Origin of the sequence: Pseudonocardia cypriaca (genome assembly GCF_006717045.1) — a bacterium.
Lineage (GTDB): Bacteria > Actinomycetota > Actinomycetes > Mycobacteriales > Pseudonocardiaceae > Pseudonocardia > Pseudonocardia cypriaca.
The window spans coordinates 2,622,114-2,642,884 of record NZ_VFPH01000002.1 but is presented as its reverse complement, the minus strand read 5'-3'; the positions used below and the strand labels follow the sequence as shown (position 1 = coordinate 2,642,884).

At 73.6% G+C, this 20,771-nt stretch carries 19 protein-coding genes; 11 read left to right on the top strand and 8 right to left on the bottom strand.

The features are described from left to right. The 3 genes from rsmA (at position 1) to FB388_RS30225 (ending at position 3,769) form a co-directional block, all read left to right on the top strand. Complete coding sequence (gene rsmA, locus FB388_RS30235; RefSeq protein ID WP_142105519.1) at positions 1-855, top strand: 16S rRNA (adenine(1518)-N(6)/adenine(1519)-N(6))-dimethyltransferase RsmA; 855 nt, start codon at positions 1-3, stop codon at positions 853-855. A gap of 176 nt (positions 856-1,031) precedes the next feature. Next, positions 1,032-1,997: a 4-(cytidine 5'-diphospho)-2-C-methyl-D-erythritol kinase gene (locus tag FB388_RS30230; RefSeq protein WP_142105517.1), complete on the top strand. Its 966-nt coding sequence runs from the start codon at positions 1,032-1,034 to the stop codon at positions 1,995-1,997. Further along, a complete protein-coding gene (locus FB388_RS30225; protein WP_142105515.1) occupies positions 1,997-3,769 on the top strand; it encodes an ABC-F family ATP-binding cassette domain-containing protein in 1,773 nt (590 codons plus the stop codon). Before FB388_RS30230 ends, FB388_RS30225 begins: the two co-directional genes overlap by 1 nt. Before the next feature lie 33 nt (positions 3,770-3,802). On the opposite strand, the gene FB388_RS30220 is transcribed toward FB388_RS30225, so the two are convergent. Next, entirely contained in the window at positions 3,803-4,405 is a 603-nt protein-coding gene (locus FB388_RS30220; protein WP_142105513.1) for an ABATE domain-containing protein, read from the bottom strand. An 88-nt stretch (positions 4,406-4,493) separates the two neighbouring features. On the opposite strand from FB388_RS30220, the gene FB388_RS30215 reads away from it, so the two are divergent. The 3 genes from FB388_RS30215 (at position 4,494) to FB388_RS30205 (ending at position 8,293) form a co-directional block, all read left to right on the top strand. Beyond that, on the top strand, positions 4,494-5,285 hold the full coding sequence (locus FB388_RS30215; protein ID WP_246122513.1) for an MBL fold metallo-hydrolase: 792 nt from the start codon (positions 4,494-4,496) through the stop codon (positions 5,283-5,285). A gap of 47 nt (positions 5,286-5,332) precedes the next feature. Beyond that, positions 5,333-6,586, top strand: coding sequence for an MFS transporter (locus FB388_RS30210; RefSeq protein ID WP_142105511.1), 1,254 nt, complete (start codon positions 5,333-5,335; stop codon positions 6,584-6,586). A gap of 222 nt (positions 6,587-6,808) precedes the next feature. Then, positions 6,809-8,293 carry a glycosyltransferase family 39 protein gene (locus FB388_RS30205; protein ID WP_246122510.1) on the top strand — a complete coding sequence of 495 codons (1,485 nt, stop codon included), beginning with the start codon at positions 6,809-6,811 and terminating at the stop codon, positions 8,291-8,293. A gap of 4 nt (positions 8,294-8,297) precedes the next feature. On the opposite strand, the gene FB388_RS30200 is transcribed toward FB388_RS30205, so the two are convergent. Beyond that, entirely contained in the window at positions 8,298-8,735 is a 438-nt protein-coding gene (locus FB388_RS30200; RefSeq protein ID WP_142105510.1) for a nuclear transport factor 2 family protein, read from the bottom strand. A gap of 84 nt (positions 8,736-8,819) precedes the next feature. Between FB388_RS30200 and FB388_RS30195 the strand changes: the two genes are divergently transcribed. Continuing rightward, positions 8,820-9,377, top strand: coding sequence for a TetR/AcrR family transcriptional regulator (locus FB388_RS30195; protein WP_142105508.1), 558 nt, complete (start codon positions 8,820-8,822; stop codon positions 9,375-9,377). Between the two features lie 156 nt (positions 9,378-9,533). On the opposite strand, the gene FB388_RS30190 is transcribed toward FB388_RS30195, so the two are convergent. Next, on the bottom strand, positions 9,534-10,874 hold the full coding sequence (locus FB388_RS30190; protein WP_142105506.1) for a dipeptidase: 1,341 nt from the start codon (positions 10,872-10,874) through the stop codon (positions 9,534-9,536). Positions 10,875-10,917: 43 nt separating this feature from the next. Here FB388_RS30190 and FB388_RS30185 point away from each other — a divergent pair, with 43 nt between their 5' ends. Beyond that, on the top strand, positions 10,918-12,585 hold the full coding sequence (locus tag FB388_RS30185) for a fatty acyl-AMP ligase (protein ID WP_142106395.1): 1,668 nt from the start codon (positions 10,918-10,920) through the stop codon (positions 12,583-12,585). On the opposite strand, the gene FB388_RS30180 is transcribed toward FB388_RS30185, so the two are convergent. After that, entirely contained in the window at positions 12,571-13,152 is a 582-nt protein-coding gene (locus tag FB388_RS30180; protein ID WP_142105504.1) for a TetR/AcrR family transcriptional regulator, read from the bottom strand. The two genes, FB388_RS30185 and FB388_RS30180, sit on opposite strands and share 15 nt — an antisense overlap. 84 nt (positions 13,153-13,236) lie before the next feature. Here FB388_RS30180 and FB388_RS30175 point away from each other — a divergent pair, with 84 nt between their 5' ends. Further along, positions 13,237-14,751 (top strand): FAD-dependent monooxygenase, encoded by a 1,515-nt coding sequence (locus FB388_RS30175; RefSeq protein ID WP_142105502.1) that lies wholly within the window; start codon positions 13,237-13,239, stop codon positions 14,749-14,751. Here FB388_RS30175 and pth read toward each other — a convergent pair whose 3' ends face one another. Continuing rightward, entirely contained in the window at positions 14,752-15,336 is a 585-nt protein-coding gene (pth, locus tag FB388_RS30170) for an aminoacyl-tRNA hydrolase (RefSeq protein WP_142105500.1), read from the bottom strand. A gap of 2 nt (positions 15,337-15,338) precedes the next feature. Further along, on the bottom strand, positions 15,339-15,968 hold the full coding sequence (locus FB388_RS40065) for a 50S ribosomal protein L25/general stress protein Ctc (RefSeq protein ID WP_211362269.1): 630 nt from the start codon (positions 15,966-15,968) through the stop codon (positions 15,339-15,341). A 558-nt stretch (positions 15,969-16,526) separates the two neighbouring features. Here FB388_RS40065 and FB388_RS30160 point away from each other — a divergent pair. Next, positions 16,527-17,342 (top strand): DUF4190 domain-containing protein, encoded by an 816-nt coding sequence (locus FB388_RS30160; RefSeq protein WP_142105496.1) that lies wholly within the window; start codon positions 16,527-16,529, stop codon positions 17,340-17,342. Between the two features lie 76 nt (positions 17,343-17,418). On the opposite strand, the gene FB388_RS30155 is transcribed toward FB388_RS30160, so the two are convergent. Together FB388_RS30155 and glmU are read right to left on the bottom strand one after the other, a co-directional pair. Continuing rightward, the gene (locus tag FB388_RS30155; protein ID WP_142105494.1) at positions 17,419-18,390 is read right to left on the bottom strand and encodes a ribose-phosphate diphosphokinase; all 972 of its coding nucleotides are present in this window, start codon (positions 18,388-18,390) and stop codon (positions 17,419-17,421) included. A 5-nt stretch (positions 18,391-18,395) separates the two neighbouring features. Then, positions 18,396-19,916, bottom strand: a complete 1,521-nt coding sequence (glmU, locus tag FB388_RS30150) for a bifunctional UDP-N-acetylglucosamine diphosphorylase/glucosamine-1-phosphate N-acetyltransferase GlmU (protein WP_142105492.1) — start codon at positions 19,914-19,916, stop codon at positions 18,396-18,398. A 241-nt stretch (positions 19,917-20,157) separates the two neighbouring features. On the opposite strand from glmU, the gene FB388_RS30145 reads away from it, so the two are divergent. Then, entirely contained in the window at positions 20,158-20,631 is a 474-nt protein-coding gene (locus tag FB388_RS30145; protein WP_142105490.1) for a L,D-transpeptidase, read from the top strand. The last annotated feature ends 140 nt before the right edge of the window (positions 20,632-20,771 follow it).

Below are 20,771 nucleotides of genomic sequence, written 5' to 3'. Positions count from 1 at the left end.
GTGACCGACACGCAGTCCCGGCTACTCGGCCCGGCCGAGGTGCGGGCCCTTGCCGCCGAGCTCGGCCTGCGGCCGACCAAGCGGCTCGGCCAGAACTTCGTGCACGACCCGAACACGGTGCGCCGGATCGTCAAAGCGGCCGAGCTGGAACCGGACGACGTCGTCGTGGAGGTCGGTCCCGGGCTCGGCTCGCTCACGCTCGCCCTCCTGCCCGCCGTGCGGGCCGTGCACGCCGTGGAGATCGACCCGGTGCTCGCGGCCCGCCTTCCCGCGACGGCCGCCGACCGGGCACCCGCGCTAGCCGACCGGCTCACCGTGACCGCCGCCGATGCGCTCGGCGTGCGCGCGGGCGACCTGCCCGGCCCCGCCCCGACCGCGCTCGTGGCGAACCTGCCGTACAACGTCGGCGTGCCGGTGGTGCTGCACCTGCTCGCGGAGCTGCCGCAGCTGCGCCGCGGCCTGGTGATGGTGCAGTCCGAGGTCGCCGAGCGGCTCGCGGCGACGCCGGGCAGTCGCACGTACGGGGTGCCGAGCGCGAAGCTCGCCTGGTTCGCGGCGGCCCGGCGGGCGGGGCCCGTGCCGCGGGCGGTGTTCTGGCCGGTGCCCAACGTCGACTCGGGGCTGCTCGCCTTCGACCGGCGCGACCCGCCGCCCGGTGACCGCGGGGCGGTGTTCCGCCTGATCGACCACGCGTTCGCCCAGCGCCGCAAGGCCCTGCGCTCCGGCCTCGCCGGCTGGGCGGGCTCTCCGGCCGCCGCCGAGACCGCCCTCCGCGCTGCCGGCATCGACCCGCTGGCCCGCGCCGAGACCCTCTCCGTCGAGGACTTCGCCCGCCTCGCCGCGGCCGCCCCCTGAGCTCACCGCGACTCGCGCGCACTGAGACCGCGACTCGCGGGCGGTGGGCGTCGCCCGCCCCGCGAGTCGCGCTCTGAGTGCGTGCGAGTCGCGCTCTGGGTGCGCGCGAGTCGCGGTGTGGGTGCGTGCGAGGCGGGGCACGGCACGTCCTGGGTGGACGCACGTAGGGTTGACCGGTGCTCGCCGCCGTCCCACCACCGGTCACCGTGCGTGTGCCTGCCAAGATCAACTTGCATCTCGCGGTCGGCCCCCTGCGCGCCGACGGCTACCACGACCTCGTCACCGTCTTCCACGCGGTGAGCCTGTTCGACGAGGTCACGGTCGCGGCGAGCGACGCGCCCGGTATCGAGGTGCACGGCGAGGGGGTCACCGAGGTGCCCGCCGACGAGACGAACCTCGCCTGGCGGGCCGTCCAGGTGCTCGCCGAGAAGGCCGACCGCGACCCGGACGTGCGGCTGGTGCTGCGCAAGGGCATCCCCGTCGCCGGCGGGATGGCGGGTGGCAGCGCAGATGCGGCTGCGGCGCTGGTCGGGCTCTCGACGCTCTGGAAGCTCGATCTCACCCGGGACGAGCTGTCGGTGCTCGCCGCCGAGCTGGGCAGTGACGTCACGTTCGCGCTCTACGGCGGCACGGCCGTGGGCACCGGACGCGGCGAGCAGATCGTCCCGGTGCTGTCGCGGCACACCCAGCACTGGGTGATCGCGCTGCACCGCGGGGGCCTGTCGACGCCCGCGGTGTTCCGCGAGCTCGACCGGTTGCGCGGCGACAGCACGCCCGCGGAGCGGCCGGTGGAGCCGGTGTTGGAGGCGCTGGCGGGCGGTGATCCGCGCCAGCTCGCGCTCAGCCTCGGCAACGACCTGCAGGCGGCGGCCGTCACCATGGCCCCCGAGCTGCGCCGCACGCTGCGCGCAGGCGTGGCGGCAGGCGCGCTCGCCGGGTTGGTGTCCGGCTCGGGTCCGACCTGCGCCTTCCTGTGCACGAGTGCCGAGGCGGCCCTCGACGTCGCCACCGAGCTGGCCGGCGTGGGCGTGTGCCGCACGGTCCGGATCGCGCACGGCCCGGTGCCCGGCGCCCGCGTCGTCGACCACGATCCACCGACCATGCCGCCGCCGCCCACCGCCTGGCCGCCGGTGCGTGCCTGATGGCGGGACAGAACCTCGTCAACCTCGAGACCGTCACCGCGCACGTCCCCGGTGACGCCTCGCGGGTGCTGCTGAACGGGGTGTCGCTCGGGGTCGAGCAGGGCGAGCGGATCGGCGTCGTCGGGCTCAACGGCGGTGGCAAGACCACCCTGCTCGACATCATCACCGGATCCCGCGCGCCCGACGGCGGGCGCGTCAGCCGCCTCGGCGGCCTGAACCTCGCCCACCTCGCCCAGTCCGACGTGCTGCCCGCGGGCGCGCGCGTGCGGGACGTCGTGCTGGCCGCGTGGGCCGGCGCCGCCGAGCACGAGTGGGCGGGCGACGCGAAGGTGCGCGACGTCCTCGACGGGCTGGGCCTCACCGATCTCGACCGGAGCGTCGAGGGTCTGTCGGGTGGGGAGAAGCGGCGGGTCGCGCTGGCGGCCGCGCTCGTCGGCGACCCGGACCTCGTCGTGCTCGACGAGCCCACCAACCACCTCGACGTCGAGGGCATCACCTGGCTCGCCGAGCACCTGATCTCGCGCCGGTGCGGGGTGGTGGTCGTCACGCACGACCGCTGGTTCCTCGACGCGGTCTGCACCCGGACGTGGGAGGTCGCGAACGGCCGCGTCGAGAGCTACCTCGGTGGCTACGCCGACTGGGTGTACGCCCGTGCGGAGCGCGCTCGGCAGGCCGACGCCGCCGAGGCGCGCCGCCAGAACCTCGCCCGCAAGGAGCTCGCGTGGCTGCGCCGCGGCGCGCCGGCCCGCACGTCGAAGCCGCGGTTCCGCATCGAGGCCGCGGAGGCGCTGATCGCCGACGTCCCGCCGCCCCGCAACAGCGTCGAGCTCCTCGGTTTCGCCACCAACCGGCTCGGCCGCACGGTGCTGGAGCTGGAGGACGCCACCGCGGTCGTGGCCGGGCGCACGCTGCTCGACCGCGTCACCTGGCGGGTCGGCCCCGGCGACCGGATCGGGATCGTCGGCGTCAACGGGTCCGGCAAGACCACCCTGCTGCGCAGCCTGAGCGGCGACCGCCCGCTCGACGGCGGCCGGCTGGTGCGCGGGCGCACCGTCAAGCTCGCCCAGCTCACCCAGGAGCTCGTCGACCTCCCCGACGACATGCGGGTGCTGGAGGCCACCGAGCAGGTCGCGAAGTACGTGCGGCTCGGCAGGGCCGAGATGACGGCGTCGCAGGTGCTGGAGAGGCTGGGCTTCCCGGCGTCGCGGCAGTGGACGCCCGTCGGCGACCTGTCCGGTGGGGAGCGCAGGCGCCTGCAGCTCACGCGGCTGCTGATGGCCGAGCCGAACGTCCTGCTGCTCGACGAGCCCACCAACGACCTCGACGTCGACACCCTCACCCAGCTCGAGGACCTCCTCGACGGCTGGCCGGGCACGCTCGTCGTCGTCAGCCACGACCGCTACCTGCTGGAACGGGCCTGCGACACGGTGGTCGCCCTGCTGGGCGACGGGAGGATCACCCACCTCCCGGGCGGGATCGACGAGTACCTGCGGCGCCGTGCCGAGAACGGGGACACGACCACCCCCGCGGCCCAGGCGAAGCCGGTCTCGAACGCCGCGCAGCAGCGGGCCGCCCGCAAGGAGGCCGCCCGGCTGGAGCGGCGCATGGAGGCGCTCGCCGCCACCGAGGCGCGGCTGCACGAGCAGCTCGTGGAAGCGGCCACCGACCCCGAACGCCTGATGGCGCTCGATCGCGATCTCAAGGCCGTGGTGGCGGAGCGGGAAGAGGTCGAGCTGGAGTGGCTGGCCGCTGCGGAGCTCGCCGAGTCCTAGATCGCAGGGCGGCTCGGGCCGGCCGCGCGCTCGTCATCCCGGCCCGGGGTGGTTGCGCCGCCGGGCGTAGGCGCGGGCAGCGCGGGCGCGGTCGCCGCAGCGGGTGGAACACCACTGGCGACGGCGGCGGCGGAGCAGGTAGCGGTTGCACGGCGTGGCGTCGCAGCAGGCGAGGCACTCGGCGTCGGGGCCGGTGAGCAGGTCGGCCGTGTTCGCTGCGAGGGTCGCGAGAGCGTGGTCGAGGATCTCGTTGGTGGGACACGGCGCGGCGCGGTAGGGGCCGTCCTTCTCGTCCCAGAACAGCAGGGCGGCCGTGGGGACCCTGGTCAGCGCGTCGTTGACGGCTGACAGGGCCGCGGGCAAGGCGGGAAGTGCGGCGACGCGCGCGGCGAACAACGCCTTGACGTGTTCGCGCAGCGACCGCAGCTGTGTCACGCACATCTCCTGCACCCCGGCGTCGGCCGGGGCGAGACCGCGTTCCGCGAGCCACCGGTTGGCCGCCGCGGGGCTGCCGAGGAGATCGACGAACTGCCCGCCGGGCAGCGCGATCGCGCTGTTGGCGAAATCGAGCGCGAGGTACTGCTCGGCGCCCGGTGCGGGCGGCAGCGCGGGCTCGGCCGTCGCAGTCGGGCTCATGTTTCTCATGGTACGGCTTGCTTTCATCCGTGAGAACCGCCTAGCTTCCTCACGGATAACTCGAAGACCATCCGTGAGGAGTTCGCCCGTGGCTTCTGCTGGCCCGACCACCGTTCAGTTCCCGGTCCGCGTCTTCGGCGGCCCGACCGCGCTCTTCGAGTACGGCGGGCTGAGGTTCCTGACCGATCCGACGTTCGACGCTCCCGGCGGCTACGAGAGGGACGGGCGCACGATCCTGACCAAGACTGCGCCCGCTGCCGGCGGCCCCGCCGGCCTCGGCCGGATCGACGTGGTCCTGCTCTCCCACGACGAGCACCCCGACAACCTCGACACCGCCGGTCGGGCCCTGCTCGCCGACATCCCGCTCACCCTGACCACCCCCGGCGGCGCGCAGCGCCTGGGGGACCGGGCTACGGGGCTGGCCGAGTGGGAGACGATCGAGCTGGACCGCCCCGCCGGCGGCGTGATCACCGTGACGGGCGTGCCCGCCGTCCACGGGCCGGGTGGACGCGCGGAGGTCGAACCCGTCACCGGCGAGGTGGTCGGGTTCGTCCTGACGGGGGAGGGCCTGCCGACGGTCTACGTCAGCGGCGACAACGCCTCGCTCGAGGCGGTGACTGAGATCGCCGAGCGCTTCGGGCCGGTGGACACGGCCATCCTCTTCGCCGGAGCTCCGCGCCTTCCCGTCCTCTTCGACGGGGCACCGATCGTCCTCGACAGCGCCCAGGCCGCCGAGGCCGCCACGATCCTCCGGGCGCGCCGGGTGGTTCCCGTCCACTACGAGGGCTGGGACCACTACAGCGAGGGCCGCGACGAGCTGGTGGCCGCGTTCGCCGCCGCCGGCCTGGCCGACCGCCTGGACCTGGGCGAGCCCGGGTGACGGGTCGGACGCGCCGAGCGGACCACGCTCCAGGGAGGAACTCGCCGGTGACGGCCAACGCCCGTGCCGCGATCGACGATCTCCGCGGGTCTCCCGCGCAGCGCCGCAGTCTGATCGTCCTGGGCGTCGCCCAGGTCCTCAGCGGTGCGGGGTTGGCCGCCGGGGTGACCGTCGGTTCCCTGCTCGCGCAGGACATGCTCGACTCCACCAGCCTCGCCGGCCTGCCCAGCGCCCTGGGTACCGCCGGCTCCGTTCTGGGCGCTGTGGTCGTGGGGCGCCTCTCGCACTCCCACGGGCGCCGCCCCGGTCTCGCTGCCGGGTACCTGGCCGGGGCCGTCGGGAGCGCGGGCGTCATCGTGGCGGCGATCTCCGAGCAACCCCTCCTGCTGTTCCTGGCGCTGTTCGTCTACGGCGTCGGCATGGCCACCACCTTGCAGGCCCGCTACGCCGGAGCCGATCTGGCCGCCCCCACCCGCCGTGCTCGCGCCGTGTCCACGGTGCTGGTCGCCACCACCCTCGGCGCCGTGGTCGGCCCCAACCTCGCGGCGCCGACCGGCGACCTGGCGCGCGCCCTCGGCGTTCCCCACCTGGCCGGGCCGTTCCTGCTCGCCGGCGTGGCCTACGCGATGGCAGCCCTCGTCCTGCTCGTCTGGCTGCGGCCCGACCCGTTGCTGCTGGCCCGGTCCCTCGAAGCCGGGCGGCAGGCGGTGGCGGACGGGCAGCCCGGCACCCGGCCGAGCCTGCGGGCGCATCGTCCCGAACTGCTGGTCGGCGCGCTGGTCATGGCGCTCACCCAACTGGTGATGGTCGCGATCATGACGATGACCCCGATCCACATGCACGACCACGGCCACGGGACGGCCGCGACCGGGATGGTCATCGCCGTCCACCTCGGTGCCATGTACCTGCCGTCGCCCTTGGCCGGCTGGCTCGTCGACCGCTACAACCGCCCCGCGATCGCCACTGCGGCCGGGTTCACCCTGCTGGCCGCCGGGATCGTTGCCGCGAGCGCCCCCGACGACTCCGTCGCACTCCTCGCCGTGGCCCTCGCGCTGCTGGGTCTCGGCTGGAACCTCGGCCTGGTCACCGGCACCGCGATCATCACCGACGTCGCGCCGCCGGCCACCCGGGCGAGGACCCAGGGACTTGTCGACGTCGTCATCGCGGTCGCCGGTGCCGGCGGCGGCATGGTCTCGGGACTCGTCGTCGCCGCTGCCGGATTCCCGGTGCTCGCCCTCGGGGGCGGCCTCCTGGCGCTGGCCGTCGTACCGATGGTCGTCGTCGCCGCGCGCAACGGATGAGGCGGACTCGCCGTGTCGGTGTGCCGGACTCGCCGTGCTCGATGCCGGACTCACCCTCGCGGGCGCGAGTCCCACGTTCCAGCGCGGCGAGTCCGACGTTCCGGCGCGGCCAGTCGGGCGTCCGGGCATGGCGAGTCGGGCCGCTCGCCCGGCTGCCGGTGGACGGGTGGGTCAACCGATCGATCGAGTCGCTCCGCGCGCGGCCGCCCTAGCGTCGATCGCGTGACCGTCGTTCAGCAGGTGCCGGTGCGGGTGCTGCCCGCGTTCTCCCGCGGGCCCGTGCTCGCCGTCGCCGCCTCGGTCGGACTCGTGCTGACCGCCGTGAGCGGCCGGTACGGGTACTTCGGCGACGAGCTGTACTTCGTGGCGGCGGGCCACCACCTGGACTGGGGCTACGCCGACCAGCCGCCGTTGCTGCCGTTGATCGCGCTGCTGATGGACACCCTCGCCCCTGGTTCCGTTGCGGTGCTGCGCATCCCGGCGACGCTCGCGATCGTGACGGCGGTGGTGCTCGCCGCGCTCCTGGCGCGGGAGTTCGGCGGCGGTCGGCGGGCGCAGCTGCTGGCGGCGGGCGCGGTGGCGGTCTCGCCCGGGTTCCTGGCCACCGGCCACCTGCTCGCCACGTCCACGGTCGACCCGCTGGTCTGGGTCGCCGTGACGTACCTGCTGGTCCGCTGGCTCCGCACCCGCGCGGACGGGCTGCTGCTCGCCGCCGGGATCGTCACTGCGGTCGGCCTGCAGGCGAAGTTCTTGATCGTGGCGTTCTGGGCGGTTGCGGTGGTCGCCGTGTTCATCTGCGGGCCACGGGAGCTGTTGCGTAGGCAGGCGCTGTGGGCGGGCGGCGCGGTCGCGGCGCTCACGACGATCCCGACCCTCGTCTGGCAGGCGCGCAACGGCTGGCCCCAGCTGGAGATGGGGCGGGTCGTCGCGGGGGAGAGCGGCTACGCGGGCGGGATGCTCGGATTCCTCCCGCTCGGGTTCTTCGCGGCCGGGCTGCTCGTCGGCTCGGTGCTCGGCGTGGTCGGTGTCGTCCGGCTCCTGCGGGCCCCCGAACACCGGTTCCTCGGGGTCACGGCGCTCGGCGTGGCCCTGCTGTTCATGCTGGTAGGCGGCCGGCCGTACTACGTGGCCGGACTGCTGCCGCTGCTCTGGGCCGCGGGCGCGGCGTCCGTCGAGCAGCGGCGGCCCGCGGTCTGGTGGCGCTGGGTTCCGACGTGGCCCGTGTACGCCCTGACCGCGGCCGCGCTCCTGATGGGGAACGTGCTGCCCGTCCAGCCGGTGTCCGCGCACGCCGACCGGCCGTTGCAGGTCGGCAACTTCCAGCTCGACGAGATCGGCTGGCCCGCCGTGGTGGCCGACGTGCGAGCGGCCTACCGCGCGCTACCGCCGGACGTGGCGCGCGACGCCGTGGTGGTCACCGGTGACTACTGGACCTACTCGGCGGTCCAGGGGTTCGCGCCCGAGCTGCGGTCCTTCAGCTTCCACCGCGGCGCCGCCTGGTTCGGCACGCCGCCGGAGGACTCGGGTGCCGTCGTGTTCGTCGGCGACCCGTCACCGGTGGCCGCGGCGTTCGAGACCGTGACGGCGGTGGGTCGGCTGGACAACGACGAGCGCGTCAACAACCTGGTACAGGGCACCCCGATCCACCTGCTGGAGGGCAGGCGCGTTCCGTGGGCGCAGCTGTGGGAGTCGGCCCACCACCTGTGAGCGGTCAGGCCGCGGTGAGCGCGGCGACCAGGTCCTTGGTGCGGCCGAGCATCGCCGCCATCGCGATCGGGTCCATGTAGTCGTCGTACTCCACGATCTCACCGTCGCGGACCCGGACCACCCCGAGCGCGCGGAAGCGGTAGGGCCCTCCGATGCCGTGCGAGTACCCGTGGTGCTCGATCTCGACGACGACCACCTCCGGGTCGTCGGTGTCCCGCACGAGCATGTCGACGCCTTCCATCTCGAGCAGCGACCGCCGGGCGGAGGCGGCGCTGTGGTACTCGCGGATGGTGTCGCGGCCCACCAGCTCGCGGGGCATCCCGGGGGGAGCGAAGGGGTAGCGCAGCACCCCGTCCTCGGCGAAGAGGTCGCCGAAGACCACGCCCTCCCCGGCGACCATGCGCCGGACGTCCTCCACGACCTCACGCGGGCTACGGCTCATGTGACCCCTCCTGTTGCAGAACTAGAATCGGAACGGTGACCCCGCTTAGACGATACGGAACGCGCGCCCCGCTTGGCAACGACCATGGCTGAGCGAGCGCTGCGCGCCGACGCCCGCCGCAACCGGGAGCGCGTGCTCGCCGCCGCCCGGCGGGCGTTCGCCGAGCAGGGCTACGCGGTTCCGCTCGACGAGATCGCGGTCGCAGCGGGAGTGGGGCCCGGCACGGTCTACCGGCACTTCCCGACGAAGGAGGCCCTGTTCGAGGCCGTTTCGGTCGCGAACGTCGAGGAGCTCGCCGCCGACGCCCGCGCTCGTGCGGAAGCGGCCGATCCGGCCCGCGCCTTCACGGAGTTCCTGGACGCTCTGGCCGAGCAGGCGCTCGCCAAGCGCGATCTCCCGGACGCGTTCGGCGGTGCGGGCGCGGACGCGGTGGCCGGGGCCGTGGCCGAGGTGCACGAGGCGCTCGGTGTCCTGCTCGCGAAGGCGCAGGAGGCGGGCGGTGTGCGCCGTGACGTGTCCGTCAAGGATCTGATCGCGCTGCTCAAAGGCCTGCTGCACGCCGTGCGGACCGATCCCGACCCCGACGTCCGGCACCGGTTGCTCGCCGTGGTGCGCGACGGGCTCCGACCGAAGGAGGGGTGAGGATCAACCTTTCGACCGATCCGGTGACGCGCACGGCCGCATAACGTGATGTCACGCGCGGATCGGGTTGGGGGACTCGGGGGGAGACCCGCGCAGCGCGACCGGCCCCTGCCGTGCCGACGGCGGCAGCGGGCCGGTCGGCGCACCGGCCGGCCGCTATCGACGAGCCAGCTCCTCCAGCATCAGTGCCTCGGCCAGCACGGCACGGCCGAACATCGCGACGTCGAGGCTCTCGTCGATGCCGTGCCACCGGCTCGCGGGGTCGCCGACGCCGGTCACCAGCACCGCCGCTCCGGGGAACTGGCGCGCGAACTCCGCGACGAACGGGATCGAGCCGCCGATGCCGGTCTCGACCACCGGGTTGCCGTAGGCCTCCGTGAAGGCGCGCCGCGCGGCGTCGTACGCGGCTCCGGTGCCGTCGATCGTGAACGGCTCGGCGCGCCCCGGCTCGAGCGTGACGGTCACCTGCGCGCCCCACGGCACGTTCGCCTCGAGGTGCTCGGCGAGCGCGCGCTGCCCCTTGACCGCGTCGTCGCCAGGAGCGAGCCGCATGCCGACGCGCGCGCGGGCGCGTGGCAGCAGCACGTTCGACGACTCGGCGACGCGCGGGGCGTCGATCCCGAGCACGGCGACCGCGGGCTTGGCCCACGCGCGCGTCGGGATCGTGCCGCTGCCGAGCAGCTGCACGCCGTCGAGCAGGCCGACGTCGGAGCGGAAGACGGCCTCGTCGAGGTCCGGGGCGGAGGAGGTGCTGTGCACCAGCCCGGGCACGGCGACCTCACCGTCGGCGTCGTGCAGGGTGGCCAGCGCCTTGACGAGCGCGGTGAGCGCGTCACCGACCGGGCCGCCGTAGACACCGGAGTGCACGGGGTTCTCCAGCATCGCCACCTCGACGGTGACGTCGACGAGCCCGCGCAGGGTCGTGGTGAGGCCCGGGACGTCGACGGCCGGGTTGGATGCGTCGGCGATCACGATGACGTCGCACGTCAGCAGGTCTTTGTGGGCCTGCAGCAGTGCCGGGAGGGTGGGCGACCCGGACTCCTCCTCGCCCTCGATGAACAGCGTGACGCCCACCGGCGGACGTCCGCCGTATGCGCGCAGGACGGCGAGGTGGGTCATCACGCCGGCCTTGTCGTCGGCGGCGCCGCGGCCGTAGAGGCGGCCGTCGCGCTCGGTCGGCTCGAACGGCGGGCTAGTCCAGCGGCCGACGTCGCCGGTCGGCTGCACGTCGTGGTGGGCGTAGAGCAGCACCGTCGGCGTGCCGGCCGGGCCGGGGAAGTGGGCTACGACGGCCGGCGCACCGCCGGTGGCAGCGATGATCGTGACGTCGGCCGCCCCTGCGTCGCGGGCGAGCTCGGCGACGGCCTCGGCGCTGCGCCGGGTGTCCTCGGCGCGGGCCGGGTCGGCCCAGATGCTCGGGATCCGCACCAGCCGCTCGAGGTCGGCTCGGGCACCGGGGAGGACTGCGGCCACGGACGCCGCGAGCTGCTCTGACATGTGCTCCGATGCTAGTGCTCGAAAGACCGTAGGCTCGGTGACCATGTCCCGGTTCCTCGCGATGTTGCTGGACTCCGCCGCGCGTTCGCCCCGCGGGATGACGACCGGAGAGCCGAACAACCCGGTCCGGCACACGTGGCCGCAGGTGCACGTCACCGCACGCCGGATGGCGGCCGCACTGCGCGCCGGCACCTCCGACCAGGCCGGCCTCGGGCACGGCTCGGCGGTCGGCGTGCTCGCGGGCGAGCCGGTGTCGATCGCTCCCGCGGCGCAGGCGGTGTGGCTGTGCGGGGGCAGCGTCACGATGCTGCACCAGCCCACCGCGCGTACCGACCTCGCCGGCTGGGCCGAGGACACCGTGTCGGTGCTGCGGATGATCGACGCGCGGCTCGTGCTGCTCGGTGCCCCGTTCGACGCTCTCGCGCCGGTGCTCACCGAGCGCGGCATCCCGTTCCGGACGCTCGACGGCCTGGCCGGCGACGGCGACGTCGAACCGGATGCGGATGTCGCGGCCGAGGACGACACCGCGCTCCTGCAGCTCACGAGCGGGTCCACCGCCGAGCCGAAGGCCGTGCGGATCACGCACCGCAACCTCTTCGCCAACCTGTCCGGGATGGTCGAGGCCTCGAAGCTCGACGTCGAGCGGGACGTGATGGTGTCGTGGCTGCCGCTGTTCCACGACATGGGGATGGTCGGGTTCCTCACCGTGCCGATGACCACCGGCCTGGAGCTCGTGACGGTCACGCCGTCCGACTTCCTGGGCAGGCCGCTGCTGTGGGCGGAGCTCATCTCGAAGTACGGGGGCACCGTCACCGCGGCGCCCAACTTCGCCTACGCGGTGCTGGGTCGCCAGCTCGCACGGGCCGAGGAGGGGTCGCTCGACCTCTCGACGCTGCGCATCGCCCTCAACGGTGCAGAGCCGATCGACCCGGACGCCGTCGAGGCGTTCACCAGTGCGGGTGCGAAGTTCGGGCTGCGACCCGAGTCGGTGCTCGCGGCGTACGGGATGGCGGAGACGGCGCTCGGGGTGTCGTTCGCGCCGGTCGAGACCGGTCTGCAGGTCGACACGATCGACGCCGACCAGCTGGAGTCGCACCGCCGCGCGGTGCCGGCAGGCGACGCCCCCGCGCGTCGGTTCCCGCGGCTCGGCCCGCCGTTGCCGGGGATCGAGGCCCGCGCGGTCGGCGACGACGGGCGCGTGCTCGGCGAGCGTGAGGTCGGCGTGCTGCAGCTGCGCGGCGACTCCGTGACGCCCGGGTACCTCACCGTCGACGGCCCGGTCGACACCCAGGACGCCGACGGCTGGCTGGACACCGGCGACGAGGGTTACGTCGCCGACGGCGACGTCGTGGTCTGCGGCCGCCGCAAGGACGTGATCATCATGGGCGGCCGCAACATCTACCCGACCGACATCGAACGCGCCGCCGCGACCGCGGAGAACGTGCGCGCGGGCAACGTGGTCGCCGTCCGCGTGCTGGCGGGCGGCGACGGCGGGCGCCACCGCGAGACCTTCACGGTGGCCGTCGAGTCGCGCAAGGCCGGCGACCCCGAGGCCGAGCAGCTGATCCGCAAGGACGTGATCAGCCGGGTGGTCTCCGCCGTGGGCGTGCGGCCCGCCGAGGTCGTGGTGCTCGGTCCGGGAACGCTGCCCAAGACGCCGTCGGGCAAGCTGCGCCGCGCCGCCACCGCCCAGCTGCTACGGGATCGGTGACAGCAGGGGCATCACGATCGTGTCGACGATCCGGGCGAGCTCGTCGCCGGGTGGGGGCGCACCGGTGAGCAGGAACGTCTCGATGACCAGGGCCGGGCCGGCCCGGGCGACCAGCGTGCTGATCCGGGCCGGGTCGATCTCGCCGCGTTCGGCGCCGCGCCGCAGGATGCCGTGGACCATGCGGAGCCGCGGCTCGATCACCCGGCTCGCGAACGCATCGCGCAGCTCCGGAACCCGCAGCACCTCGAGGAGGACGTCGAGGCTCGGGAACCTGCTCCGGCCGGCGACGGTGTCGGCCATGATCGTCAGCGTGGCGAGCAGCTCGTCGCGCACGGATGCGGACGGGGCCACCTCGCCGGGGTCGGGCAGCACGCCGAGGAGCGCGTCGAGGACGAGCTCCCGTTTGCCAGCCCAGCGCCGGTAGAGCGCGGCCTTCCCGGTCTGCGCGCGGCGGGCGATCCCGTCCATCGTGAGCGCGGCGTAGCCGGCGTCGGCCAGTTCGTCGAGCGTGGCTCGGTGGATCGCGTGTTCGAGGGCCTCGCCGCGGCGGCGGGTCCGGGCCGGCATGACGGCGATAGTAGACGCTTGCGTTCCCTTCTTGGACCTGCCATCGTTCCAATAAGGAACGGCAACGTTCATTAGGAGGGCGTGATGACCGACGTCCTGGTGGTCGGCGCCGGTCCGGCCGGGCTCGTGGCGGCCACCGTGCTCGCGGAGCTGGGGGTGGCGGTGCGGATCGTCGACCGCGACGCCGGTCCCGTGGAGCAGTCGCGGGCCGCGATCGTGCACGTGCGCACGCTGGAGCTGCTGGACCGGATCGGTGTCGCGGAGCGCGCCGTCGCGGAAGGCGTGCGGACCACCGCCGTGGAGGTGTTCGAGCGCGGGCGTCGCATCGCCGGCTTCCCACTCGTGGGGCGCGGGTCCGAGGGGCGGACCCCCTTCCCGTTCGCGCTCGGCCTCGCCCAGGACCGCACCGAGCGCCTGCTCGTCGAGCGCCTCGGCCAGCTGGGTGTCCGCGTGGAGTGGGACACCGAGCTGATCGGCCTGCACCGCGTGCCGTCCGGTGTCCGGGCCGTCGTGCGCGGGGCGGAACCCATCGAGGCGCGCTGGGTCGTCGGTGCGGACGGAGCCAGCAGCAGCGTGCGCCGGGCGCTCGGGATCGGGTTCGCCGGTCGCACCTACGACCAGGCAGGCGTGCTCGCCGACGTCCGGCTCGACGGGGACCCGCCGGCCGACGGCACGATCCGGCTGCACCTCACACCCGGCGGGTTCGTCGGCCTGTTCCGGCTCGGCCCCGACCGCCACCGCGTGTTCGGCGCCCTACCGCGCGGGCTCGCTCCCGCCGGCACCGAGATCTCCCACGAACCGTACGGCGACGTCCCGGAGGACCGGCTGCGCCGCTGGTGCGCCGAGGTGGCAGGCACCGCCGTCCGGGACGTCCACTGGAGTGCGCTCTTCCGGGTGCACAGCCGGCTCGCCGAGCGGTTCCGATCGGGGCCCGTATTCCTGGCCGGCGACGCCGCGCACATCCACAGCCCCGCAGGCGGGCAGGGGATGAACCTCGCCATCGGCGATGCGGTGAACCTCGCCTGGAAGCTCGGGCTGGTGGCACGGGGCGAGGCGCACGAGCGGCTGCTCGACTCGTACGAGGCCGAGCGGATGCCCGTCGCCGTCACCGTGCTGCGTGGCGCCGACCGGGGTTTCGCACTGGAGACAGCGGCGCACCCGGCTGCGGTGTGGGGGCGCGCGCACCTCGCCGGACGTGCGATCACGTTCGCGCAGCGGCTGCCCCCGGTGCGCCACGCCGTGTTCCGGCTGTTCTCGCAGACCTGGATCACCTACCGGGACAACCCGGCGACGGGCGGGGTGCGGGCAGGCGGCCGTGCACCGTGCGGCGGGCCACGCGCGGGCCTGCGCCACCACCTGCTGGTGTTCGGCGACCCCGCTGCGGGGTGGGCGGTCGAGGCGGCGCTCGACGCGTACGCCGTGCCGGTGAGCGTCGAGGTCGTCCCGGCGGGGGAGCACGGCCTGCGCCGGCAGTACCGGGCCCGACCGCCGTGGCTGGTCCTCGTGCGCCCGGACGGCCACATCGGCTACGCCGGGCCGGCCGACGACCTAGATGCGCTCACCGCCCACCTCGACCGGATCTTCGTGCGCAGGAGCTGATCAGCCGCTCAGCGCGTGGAACCGGTTCTGCGCGGGTTCCAGGCCGTCGGAGAGCAGTGCCTCGGCGGCGTCGGCGGCCAGGTCGACGACGAACTCCAGCTCCTTGCGCTCCGCACCCGAGAAGCGCTTCAGCACGAAGTCGGCGGGGTCCTGCCGGCCCGGCGGGCGGCCGATGCCGAACCGGACGCGCAGGTAGTCCTTCGTGCCGAGGGAGGAGCTGATCGAGCGCAGACCGTTGTGGCCGCCCTCCCCGCCGCCGCGCTTGAGCCGGATCACGCCGAAGCCGAGGTCCAGGTCGTCGTGGATCACGATCAGGTCCTCGGCCGGCACCGAGAAGTACCGGACGAGGCCTGCCACCGGGCCGCCCGACACGTTCATGTAGGTCCGCGGCTTCGCGAACACCACGCGGCGGCCGGCGAGCCTGCCCTCGAGAACGTCCGCGTTGGTGCGGTGCTTCGAGAACCGCCCGCCGCCCGCTCGCGCGGCGAGCAGCTCGACGACGCCGAACCCGACGTTGTGCCGGGTGTCGGCGTAGTCCGGACCCGGGTTGCCGAGCCCGACGACGAGCGCGGGGCCCGGCGTCATCCTCAGCTCTCCGAGCCGGCCGGGGTCGAAGGGGCCTCCTCGACCACACCGGCGCCCTCGAGGTCGATCTCGCCCTCGAGCTGCGCCTCGGTGGGCGACGACACGACGTTGACGACCAGCAGCTCCGGGTCGGCCTTGAGCTCGGTGCCCTCGGGCAGCGGCACGTCGGAGGCGTGGATCTGGGCCCCCACCTCGAGCCCTTCCACGGAGACCTCGATCTGCTCCGGGATGCTGGAGACGTCCGCCTCGACCTCGAGCGTGTTGAGCTCCTGCGAGATCATGGTGCCGGGCGCGGCATCGCCGGTGACGACGAGCTGCACCTCGACCGACACCTTCTCGCCGCGGCGGATCACCAGCAGGTCGACGTGCTCGATGTACGGGCGGATCGGGTGCGTGACCACCGTCTTGGTGAGCGCCAGCTGGGTGTCGCCGCCGATGTTCAGGGTCAGCACGGCGTTGCGGCCCTGCTCGCGGATCACGCGCGCGAACTCGAGCTGCGGGAGCGAGAGGTGCTGCGGGTCGGTGCCGTGCCCGTAGAGCACGGCGGGGATCTTCCCGGCACGACGGGTGCGGCGGGCGGCGCCCTTGCCGAACTCCGTGCGGGTCTCGGCGTCGATACGGGCCTCGGCCACGGTTGTCTCCTCGATCAGAACTGCTGCGGTGGACGCGCGCGACGAGGCAGACCGGAATGCCGGGACTGCGTCGATCACGGCGGGCCAGCGTGCACCCACCCTCGCCGCGGAACGATCGTCAACGATACGCGACCGTCTCCGGTGCCCCGCCCTCCGGGTCCCGCTCAGAACGCGACTCGCGCGCACCCGGACCGCGACTCGCGGGGAAGGGGGGCCCGCACTTCCGCGAGTCGCGCTGTGGGTGTGCGCGAGTCGCGCTGGAGACGCGCGCGAGGGGGTAACGGCGGTCACACCGCCGCCGACTCCTTGATCGGCGTCGGGGCCGACAAGATCCGGAGAACGCTCCCCATGACTCAGCCGTGGACTCCCCAACAGGGCAACGGTCACCAGTCGTACGGCCCGCCCCCACAGCGGTCGCGCGGGCCGATGCCCGGTCCCCATCCGCAGGGCCGGCCGCCGTACGGACCGCCTCCACAGCGCTCGTACCCGCGGCCGCCGCAGCAGCCGCCGTCCCCGAGACGTCCCGAGTACGAACGGCGGCAGGCGTACGAGCCGCCCGTGCAGCGGTCGTACGAGCCGCCGGAGCCCGCGCACCTGCGGTCCGAGCCGACGCCGGAGCCGGTGGACCGGCACCCCGAGCCGCGCAACGGACTGGGCCTGGCGGCCGCCATCGTCGCGCCGATCGGCATCCTCTTCGGACTCGTCCCGCTCACCGGGTTCGTGGCCGTGATCTGCGGTCTCGTCGCCGTCCCGCTCGCGATCGCCGGCCGGTCCCGCTACAAGAAGGGGCTCGCCACCAACGGCCGGACCGCCATGACCGGTCTCGTGTCGGGAGTTGTCGCGCTCGCTCTCGGGGTGTGGGGCGTCGTGATCGTGTTCCAGGCCACCAACGAGCTGGTCAAGACCTTGCAAGGACCCGCAGCGGTTTCTGCCGGGCCGGCGGCAGGAGCTGGTGGCGCACCGGGTCAGGTGGCGTCGGCGGACCCGGGTGTCGTCGCGTTCGGCCAGCGCGTGACGTTCGACGACGGTGTGGCCATCGAGGTCACGTCGCCGGAGTCGTTCAAGCCCGGCCGGTACGCGATGGGGAACGACCGCGATCGTGCCGTGAGTTTCGAGATCACCGTCGTCAACGGATCCGACCAGCCGCTCGACGCGGTCACGACGATCGTCCGGGCCACGCACGCCGGCCGGGACGCCCCGCTGGTCTTCGACGCCCAGAAGGGCATGAACGGCCCACCGCAGGGCACCGTGCTGCCCGGGAAGTCGATCACGTTCCCGGTCGCGGTGTCGGTCGGGAAGGACGTCGCCGACCTGCAGGTCGACGTCACTCCCCGGATCATCGGTGATCCCGCGATCTTCTCCGGCCGGGTCTAGCCGCTGCAGCGACCACGACACGTCCGCACGCAGAACGCGACTCGCGCGCACTCAGAACGCGACTCGCGGGATCGGGTCAGGCGTTGCCGTTGAAGAGGCTCGTCACCGAGCCGTCGTCGAAGACCTCGTGGATGGCGCGGGCGAGGAGCGGGGCGATCGACAGGACGGTCATCGTCGGGAACCGCTTCTCGTCGGGGATCGGCAGGGTGTCGGTGAAGATCACCTCGCGGGCCCCGCAGTCGGCCAGCCGCGCCGGGGCGGGCCCGGAGAGCACGCCGTGCGTCGCTGCGACCACGACGTCCTTGGCGCCCTCCTTGAGCAGCACCTCGACGGTCTTGGCCACCGTGCCACCGGTGTCGATCATGTCGTCGATCACCACGCAGAGCCGGCCGTCGACCTCGCCGACCACGCGGTTGGCGACGGCCTCGTTGGGCCTGCGGGGGTCGCGGGTCTTGTGGATGAAGGCCAGCGGGGTGCCGCCGAGGGTGTCGGCCCAGCGCTCCGCCAGCCGGACGCGGCCGGAGTCGGGCGAGACGACGGCGAGCTGCTCGTCGGCGTAGGTGCGCTTGATGTGCTCGGCGAGCACCGGGAGCGCGAAGAGGTGGTCGACCGGGCCGTCGAAGAAGCCCTGGATCTGGGCGGTGTGCAGGTCGACGGTCATGATGCGGTCGGCACCCGCGACCTTGAACATGTCGGCGACGAGCCGGGCTGAGATGGGTTCGCGGCCGCGGTGCTTCTTGTCCTGGCGGGCGTATCCCCAGAACGGCATCACGACGGTGATCCGCTTGGCCGACGCCCGTTTCAAGGCGTCGACCATGATCAGGTGCTCCATGATCTGGTCGTTGATCGGCGCCGAGTGCGCCTGCAGCACGAACGCGTCGCATCCGCGCACGGACTCCTCGAACCGGACGAAGATCTCCCCGTTGGCGAACGAGTACGCCGACTGCGGGGTGATCGTCACATCGAGGTGCTTCGCCACCTGCTCGGCGAGCTCCGGGTGTGCGCGCCCCGAGAAGAGCATGAGGTTCTTCTTGGGCGTCGCCGACATCACGCTCACCGTGCTGTGCCTCCGTGGACGTCGATGGCCGGGTCGGCCGCGCGTGCGGCGGCCTCCGCGGCCGGGGTACCGGGCCGCTTGCGGGCGACCCACCCCTCGATGGTGCGCTGTGACCCGGCCGACACGGCCAGCGCCCCCGGCGGGACGTCCTCGCGCACGACGGTGCCGGCGCCGGTGTAGGCGCCGTCGCCGATCTGCACGGGTGCGACGAACGTGTTGTCCGACCCGGTCCGCACGTGCGAGCCGACGACCGTGCGCTGCTTGCGCACCCCGTCGTAGTTGACGAACACCGAGGAGGCGCCGATGTTGCTGTACTCCCCGATCGTGGCGTCGCCGACGTAGGTGAGGTGCGGCACCTTCGTGCCGGCCCCGATCTCGGAGTTCTTGACCTCCACGAACGTGCCGATCTTGCCGCGTTCGCCGAGCCGTGCGCCGGGGCGCAGGTAGGCGAACGGCCCGACGGACGCGCCGGGCCCGATCAGCGACTCGCTGCCGTGCGTGCGCACGACCACCGCGCCCGCGCCGATCTCGCAGTTCGTGAGCGTCGTGTCGGGCCCGATCTCCGCGCCGCCCGCGACGGACGTCGATCCGTGCAGCTGGGTGCCGGGGTGCAGCACGACGTCGGGCTCGAGCCGGACCTGCACGTCGACCCACGTCGTGGCGGGGTCGATCACGGTGACGCCCGCGAGCATCCAGTGCTCGAGCAGGCGCCGGTTGAGCTCGGCGCGGGTGGCGGCCAGCTGCACGCGGTCGTTGACGCCGCGCACCTGCCAGTCGTCGGCGCAGCGGACGCCGCGCACGTCGGAGCCGTCGTCGTGGGCGATCTTGACGAGGTCGGTGAGGTAGAGCTCGCCCTTCCTGTTGTGGCTGCGCAGCCGGTCGATCGCCGCGAGCAGGAACGCGGCGTCGAAGGCGTAGACACCCGAGTTGACCTCGCGGAGGGCGCGCTGCTCCGGGGTGGCGTCGACCTCCTCGACGATCCGCGTGACGGTGCCGTCGGACTCGCGCACCACCCGGCCGTAGCCGGTGGGGTCGTCGGCATCGCTGGTGAGCAGCGTGAGCGGAGCACCCGAGGTCGCGTGGTCGGCGAGCAGCGCGGCGAGGGTGACCGGCTCGAGCAGCGGCACGTCGCCGTAGGTGACGACGATCGGCCCGGTGAGGCCGGCCGGCAGTGCGTCCAGCGCGCACCGGACGGCGTGCCCGGTGCCCTTGCGCTCGTGCTGCTCGGCGGTGAGCACCGGCCGGGCCAGCTCGGCGACCATGCCGTCGACCGCCTCCCGGACCTGGTCGGCCCCTGCGCCCACGACCACGACCAGGTGCTCGGGTTCGAGGGCGGCGACGGCGTGCACCGCGTGGCCGAGCAGGCTGCGGCCGGCGATCGGGTGCAGCACCTTCGGGACGGCGGACCGCATCCGCGTGCCCTCACCCGCCGCCAACACGATCGCAGCGGTGGGCCGGGACGGTGCCGCCCCGGTGGATGGTGCGCCGGACGATCCTCGCCCGTGCGGGTCGAGCATGGATCCCACTCCTGGTTCTGGTCGGGACCAGCGCGGCGAGCGGGACGGCGATACCGCAACGGCGCGGCACGACGCGCCGGTGCCGGCGGCCGGGACCGACCGATCGTACGGGCTCACCCGACCGTGTGCCGCTCCGCGGGGCGGCCTCGTAACCGGGACGGAAACCGCTCGTTGTCCGGGCCGGGCACTCTGTGTGCCGGGATCGTCACAGACCGGCGCCGTCTCGACTCGGAAGGCTTCGATGGGCAAGCACAGCAGGGCGGCACGCCTTCGCGCGCGATCGGTGGTGGCGGCGGCCGTGCTGGTCGTTCTCGGCGGGTTCGGCGTGGCCGGTACGGCCCAGGCGGACGACGGTCTCGTCGAGGGCACCCCGTGCAAGGACGACGTGCAGGCGTGCGTCGACCTCGGCTCGAAGCAGGCGTGGCTGATCGACGACGGGGTGGTCGTCCGCGGTCCGGTGAAGATCAGCCCCGGCGGCCCCGGCCACGAGACGCCCAAGGGCGACTTCCGCGTGGAGTGGAAGGACACGAACCACCGCAGCGTCGAGTACGACGGCGCGCCGATGCCGTTCGCCGTCTTCTTCGCCGAGGGCGGCATCGCGTTCCACGAGGGCAGGCTCGACAGCCCGTCGAAGGGGTGCGTGCGCCTGGGGCACGACGATGCCGTCGAGTTCTACAACGTCCTCGAGGTCGGCGACGCGGTCGAAGTCCATTAGGGACCCCGACCACCCGTTACCCGGTCGGAACGACCACTCGCCGTAGATCACCCACCGGTCGGCTCAACGGATGTGTCATCCGGGACTGCCGTGGCGACTCAACAGTTGTCAGGGTGGAGCGACGACGAGGAGGGGGCATT

Coding starts and splice junctions, on each gene's coding strand:
- FB388_RS30190 (WP_142105506.1), bottom strand. CDS start 10,874: ATGTCAGAGCAGCTCGCGGCGTCCGTGGCCGCAGTCCTCCCCGGTGCC.
- glmU (WP_142105492.1), bottom strand. CDS start 19,916: ATGCTCGACCCGCACGGGCGAGGATCGTCCGGCGCACCATCCACCGGG.
- FB388_RS30175 (WP_142105502.1), top strand. CDS start 13,237: ATGACCGACGTCCTGGTGGTCGGCGCCGGTCCGGCCGGGCTCGTGGCG.
- FB388_RS30155 (WP_142105494.1), bottom strand. CDS start 18,390: ATGTCGGCGACGCCCAAGAAGAACCTCATGCTCTTCTCGGGGCGCGCA.
- FB388_RS30200 (WP_142105510.1), bottom strand. CDS start 8,735: ATGAGCCGTAGCCCGCGTGAGGTCGTGGAGGACGTCCGGCGCATGGTC.
- FB388_RS30180 (WP_142105504.1), bottom strand. CDS start 13,152: ATGCCGGCCCGGACCCGCCGCCGCGGCGAGGCCCTCGAACACGCGATC.
- FB388_RS30185 (WP_142106395.1), top strand. CDS start 10,918: ATGTCCCGGTTCCTCGCGATGTTGCTGGACTCCGCCGCGCGTTCGCCC.
- pth (WP_142105500.1), bottom strand. CDS start 15,336: ATGACGCCGGGCCCCGCGCTCGTCGTCGGGCTCGGCAACCCGGGTCCG.
- FB388_RS30195 (WP_142105508.1), top strand. CDS start 8,820: ATGGCTGAGCGAGCGCTGCGCGCCGACGCCCGCCGCAACCGGGAGCGC.
- FB388_RS30225 (WP_142105515.1), top strand. CDS start 1,997: ATGGCGGGACAGAACCTCGTCAACCTCGAGACCGTCACCGCGCACGTC.
- FB388_RS30145 (WP_142105490.1), top strand. CDS start 20,158: ATGGGCAAGCACAGCAGGGCGGCACGCCTTCGCGCGCGATCGGTGGTG.
- FB388_RS30220 (WP_142105513.1), bottom strand. CDS start 4,405: ATGAGCCCGACTGCGACGGCCGAGCCCGCGCTGCCGCCCGCACCGGGC.